The 4,631-nt window shown below is 61.6% G+C and carries 7 protein-coding genes; 2 read left to right on the top strand and 5 right to left on the bottom strand.

The genetic code is table 11. The features are described 5' to 3' along the window. Positions 1–1,042, top strand: a 1,042-nt coding sequence (locus tag RMO57_RS09970; protein ID WP_310386197.1) for a phospholipase D-like domain-containing protein, incomplete at its 5' end; no start/stop codon positions are given. A gap of 1 nt (position 1,043) precedes the next feature. Here the strand turns inward: RMO57_RS09970 and RMO57_RS09965 are convergent. From RMO57_RS09965 to RMO57_RS09945, 5 genes are all read right to left on the bottom strand, one after another. Then, a complete protein-coding gene (locus tag RMO57_RS09965) occupies positions 1,044–1,550 on the bottom strand; it encodes a hypothetical protein (protein WP_310386196.1) in 507 nt (168 codons plus the stop codon). Further along, the gene (locus tag RMO57_RS09960; RefSeq protein ID WP_310386194.1) at positions 1,547–1,939 is read right to left on the bottom strand and encodes a hypothetical protein; all 393 of its coding nucleotides are present in this window, start codon (positions 1,937–1,939) and stop codon (positions 1,547–1,549) included. The genes RMO57_RS09965 and RMO57_RS09960 overlap by 4 nt, the downstream gene beginning before the upstream one ends. 29 nt (positions 1,940–1,968) lie before the next feature. Beyond that, entirely contained in the window at positions 1,969–2,400 is a 432-nt protein-coding gene (locus RMO57_RS09955) for a hypothetical protein (protein ID WP_310386192.1), read from the bottom strand. 39 nt (positions 2,401–2,439) lie between these two features. Continuing rightward, the gene (locus RMO57_RS09950) at positions 2,440–2,604 is read right to left on the bottom strand and encodes a DUF1328 domain-containing protein (RefSeq protein WP_310386190.1); all 165 of its coding nucleotides are present in this window, start codon (positions 2,602–2,604) and stop codon (positions 2,440–2,442) included. A gap of 233 nt (positions 2,605–2,837) precedes the next feature. After that, positions 2,838–4,202 (bottom strand): CHASE3 domain-containing protein, encoded by a 1,365-nt coding sequence (locus RMO57_RS09945; RefSeq protein ID WP_310386189.1) that lies wholly within the window; start codon positions 4,200–4,202, stop codon positions 2,838–2,840. A 56-nt stretch (positions 4,203–4,258) separates the two neighbouring features. On the opposite strand from RMO57_RS09945, the gene RMO57_RS09940 reads away from it, so the two are divergent. Next, positions 4,259–4,631 (top strand): response regulator transcription factor (locus tag RMO57_RS09940; protein WP_310386187.1); only part of this gene is annotated, 373 nt, incomplete at its 3' end.

Here is a 4,631-nt window from a genome sequence, read left to right as displayed (position 1 = left end):
CGACGACGATGAGGTCGGCCAGCGCTTCGCCCAGGCCTTGATGGCCAAGCAACGCGGTGGTGTGCAGGTCCATTTGATTCATGACGGCGTCGGCACTATCGCCACGCCGGCGGCCTTTTTCGAGCGCTTGCGCGGCGCCGGTATCAAGGTCTTGACCTTCAACCCCATCAATCCCGCGCAGGCACTGGATGCCGGTGGCGAGTGGAAGCTCAATCAACGTGACCACCGCAAGCTGCTGATCGTCGACGGCCGCATCGCCTTTCTGGGGGGCATCAATATCAGCAGCGTCTATTCGGGTGGCTCATTTAAATCGGGCTCACGGGCCGCCAAGAAAACCAACGGACTCGCCCAGCTGGCTTGGCGCGACACCGATCTGCAATTGCAAGGCCCGGTGGTGGCCGATCTGCAGCGGCTATTCATGGCGACGTGGGCGGGCCAAAATGGCCCGGCGCTGGCACAGAGCAACTACTTTCCGCCCGTGACCAGTGCCGGCCAGCAAGTGGTGCGCGCCATTGGCAGCTCGCCGGAGGAGCCTTTCAGCCTCATCTACGCCACGCTGCTGTCGGCAATTGCCAGTGCCGAAACCAGCGTGCATCTGAGCAATGCCTATTTCGTGCCCGACCCGCAGTTGTTGGAGGCGCTGATCAAAGCGGCCCAGCGCGGCGTTGACGTCACGCTGCTGCTGCCCGGCCAAACCGATTTTTGGTTGGTACTGCAGGCCGGCCGCGCCAGCTACGCGCCGCTGCTGCGAGCGGGCGTGAAAATCTTCGAGCGCCAAGGCGCCATCCTGCACACCAAGACCGCGTCGATCGACGGCGTCTGGTCGACCGTCGGCTCTACCAATCTCGACTGGCGCAGCTTTTTGCACAACCATGAGTTGAATGTGGTGGTGCTGGGGGCCGAATTTGGCGCGCAAATGCAGGCGCAGTTCAAGCAGGACTTGCGCGCCTCGACACAGATCACGTTGCAGCAGTGGCAGCACCGGCCGCTGCTGCAACGCATGCAAGAGCAGTTTGCTCATGCATGGGCCTATTGGCTCTGAGTTAGGGTGGCGGCGGGGGCACCGGCGCGCCAGCCGATGGTGGTTGCGCAAACCTCGTAAACATGGCCAGCACGCCCTCCAGCGAAACGCCGTTGAGCGCTTTGGAAAGCAACTGCTGCGCCAATCCGGCCAACAGCGCCGGCTTGACCAAGCCCCAGCGCCACGGCCGCGCCCACACCAGCAAGCCCGCCAAGGCAGCGACTCCAAACACAAGGCTCAAAGGGTGGCGCTTGGCGAGCGGCGCCAAGCTAGCCTTGAACGTATCGGCCAGCAGCGCGGCGCTCATGCGCAGCGGCTGGCCTTGCGCCCAAGCTCTCGCCGCCTCAAGCAATAGGGCAACCGCAGGCAGCGACTGAAAGCCGGACCCACCGCTCTCGCTGCCGCCGCTCTTGCCGCCACTGCGCTGTTGCAAATTTTGGCGCAAGCTCTGGCACAGCAACTCACGCGTGACGCTCAGGCGCGCCACCGCTTCCAGGCCCGCCTTCGGCCTCGCCGTAACGGACTTCATAGTCCCGCGCTGACCGTCGTCATCAGCGCCCGGTCAACCGCCAGCTGTTGCCGAAAATTGGCAAACATGGCGCCGTCGCTACTAAGTTTGGCGCTTGCGGCCCACAGGCAGGCCAGTGCCGCCACCAAGGGTAGCAGGGGAACGCCGAGCAAGATCCATATCGAGTGCACTTGCTCGGGTGGCGTCACTGCCCAAAGCAACAGCGCCACACCGGCCAAGCCCATGCTTAGGCTCAGGCCGCAAATAGCCGCCGCCCACAACACCAAGCGCTTGCGCAAGGCCTGTTTAGCCAAACCAAACTCGTCGCCGAACAGATCCGCATAGGCTTGCACATGCTGCGTCAACGCAGCCGGCTGGGTGGTGAACAGGTGAATCAGAGCCTGCAGCATGGCAGCGTGAGCATCCGGGATTCAGTAGGTCAGCCGCGCTTGCGGCTGACCATGCCGATCAAGGCCATCAAGGCTGCGCCGGTGGCTGCCGCCATCAGCACCGACTTGACCGGCTCGTCGCGAATGTAGTCGCTGGTGTTGGCGCGGGCGCGGACGGCTTGGTCGCGCAAACGCACGGATTGGTCGTGCACCGCGTCGACGCTTCGATGGGCGAAGTTGCTGGCGCGGTCCGCCGCCTTGTGGAGCATCGGAAAGGTTTTTTCGCGCAATTCCTGCACGCCGCTGTCCAGGCTGTCCAGCGCCTGCTGCGCCAGTTCTTGCGTGGCCTGCATCGCGTTTTCAGCCGATTGGACAGCCGAATCAACAGCTTTATCCGCATCGGCCAGGGCATTTGTGGCTGCATTGCCGCCATGGTCCAAGCGGCTATTGGGCGAAACTGAGGTCTTGTTGATACCAAACATGATGATTCCTTAAAGTCGGACAGTGGGTTAAGTAATGCGTTAGTTCTTGCTAATCAGCCCGAACAGGAAACTGGCGACAGCCAGCACCGCAAACACGACGAACAAGATCTTCGCGATGCCGACGGCGCTGGCTGCGATGCCACCAAAACCGAACAAGGCAGCGATCAGGGCAATGACGAAAAAGACAACGGCGTAATGCAGCATGATGATCTCCGGTGCAGCCGCTGACGCGGCATGATGAGCAAGTAAAAAGGGGCCAGTAGCGTCGCAGATGGGTGGGCTGCGGCATGCTGTAAGTGTCCGCCCCACGGCCGGAGCCAACGATAGGCGGCATGGCTAAATTGCGGTCGGAAGATAGGACGCGGCGCTGTAGGACGGGGCCGACGACGGGCGCAATGCGGGCTCAGCTTGGCCGGCTGCCGCCCGGCAGGGTCAGCCTAAGCCAAGTTCGCCGAGCAAGCCGGCAGGCTGATCTGAATCAAAGTACCCTGCCCCGGGTTGGATGACACCTGTAGTTGCCCGCCCTCGGCCTCCACGCGCATGCGCATGCCCAGCAAACCGTAGGTCGAACGCGGCACAACTTCGCTGTCAAAGCCGACGCCGTCGTCGCGCACCGACACCGTCACCACGCCGTCGACCTGCTGCATCTTGAGCCAAATCTGGCGCGCCTGCGCGTACTTGGAAATATTGGTCACAGCCTCTTGCACCACCCGGTAGACGATGATCTCCGCGCCACTGGCCAGCTCAACCGGCTGCAATTCACAATGGACCTGCAGGCCTTTGGCTTCAGCAAATTCGCGCACCAAAATTTCCAGCGTAGGCAGCAGGCCCAGATTGCTCAAGGTGGAGGGGCGCAAATCCTCAATGATGGTGCGCCCCAGGGCAATGCTGGCGTTGAGCGTGCCGACCAAATGAGCCAAGCGCTCCAACGCCTCGGGTGCGCCCGGCACCAGATTGACCAAACGCGACTTGATGCGCGCCGCATCCAGCTTGGCCGAGGTCAGCAGCGCGCCCAACTCGTCGTGCAGATCGCGTGCCAAGCGGCCCCGCTCGTCTTCGCGTGCGGTCAGCAAATGCTGCGTCAATTCGGTCAACATCAGCGTGCTGAGGCCGGCCTCATCTTGCAGCTGATCGCGATCATCTTGCAGCGTGCGCCGAGATTCCAGCGTCTGTTGCTTCAAAATCAGGGTTTGGCGCAGATACAAAAACAAGGCCAACAAGCTGCTGGCACAGAGTGCCGCCAGCCCGATGCGGCTGACCGTCAGGATCAGATTCAGCCGCTCTCGTTGCCGATCAAAACGCTCGGTCTCCAACTGCAACAGCTCGGCAATATCGGCCCTGAGCTTATCCATCTGCGCCTTGCCAACACCGCTTTTCACCAGTGCCAAGGCCTGCTCGCGCCGGCCTTCATCAGCCCAGGCAAGGGCTTGCGCAAGCACTTGCTTTTTGGCCAACTGCAGCTCGTTGATGTGGGCCAGCAAGGTGCTGAAATACTGGTCACCGCCATATTCCAGGCTCAACACACCCATCGCCGCTTCGCTGTCTTTCAGCCCCTGCACATAGGGTTCAAGGTAGGCCTTGTCTGCGGTGAGCAAATAGCCACGTTGGCCGGTTTCGGCGTCCAACATACCCACCAAGAGCAGGCCGGTCGTAACTTTAAGCTTGGCAATGGCCGCCATGTCGTCAAGCGTGGTGCTGGCGCGCCAGTACGAATGCTCACTCAAAAACATGATCGCCAAGGCCGCCACACAAGCCAAGGGCAGCACCAAGGGACTGCGCTTGGCGACGGCTAAAAGATTCATATGCTGACCTGGCTGTAAATCATGGGATCATGCCCGCAAGGAGCGCTGCCAAACCCATGATTCGTATTGCAATTGTTGATGACCACGCCATCGTTCGCGCTGGCTTGAGGCAATTCTTTGCCGACCAGATTGACTTCCAAGTGGTGGCCGAGGCCGCCACCGGTCGCGAGGCAATGGAGATTGTTCGCAAAGGCGACATTGACGTGATCTTGCTGGACATTTCGATGCCCGACCAAAGCGGCGTGGACGCCCTGGGCGCGATCCGGGCGCGAGCGCCCGATTTGCCGGTGTTGATTTTGAGCGGCTTCCCCGAGTCCCATTACGCCACCACCTTGCTGCGCCAAGGCGCCAGCGGCTACTTGAACAAAGACTGCGACCCTGAAGAGATCGTGCGGGCCATCCGCACGGTCGTGCGCGGCCGCAAATACA

It is taken from the genome of Roseateles sp. (assembly GCF_031397715.1).
Classification (GTDB): Bacteria; Pseudomonadota; Gammaproteobacteria; order Burkholderiales; family Burkholderiaceae_C; genus Paucibacter_A.
Note: the sequence above shows the minus strand (reverse complement) of the source record. Positions and strands in the feature narration are given on the sequence as shown.

Coding starts and splice junctions, on each gene's coding strand:
- RMO57_RS09965 (WP_310386196.1), bottom strand. CDS start 1,550: ATGAAGTCCGTTACGGCGAGGCCGAAGGCGGGCCTGGAAGCGGTGGCG.
- RMO57_RS09960 (WP_310386194.1), bottom strand. CDS start 1,939: ATGCTGCAGGCTCTGATTCACCTGTTCACCACCCAGCCGGCTGCGTTG.
- RMO57_RS09955 (WP_310386192.1), bottom strand. CDS start 2,400: ATGTTTGGTATCAACAAGACCTCAGTTTCGCCCAATAGCCGCTTGGAC.
- RMO57_RS09950 (WP_310386190.1), bottom strand. CDS start 2,604: ATGCTGCATTACGCCGTTGTCTTTTTCGTCATTGCCCTGATCGCTGCC.
- RMO57_RS09945 (WP_310386189.1), bottom strand. CDS start 4,202: ATGAATCTTTTAGCCGTCGCCAAGCGCAGTCCCTTGGTGCTGCCCTTG.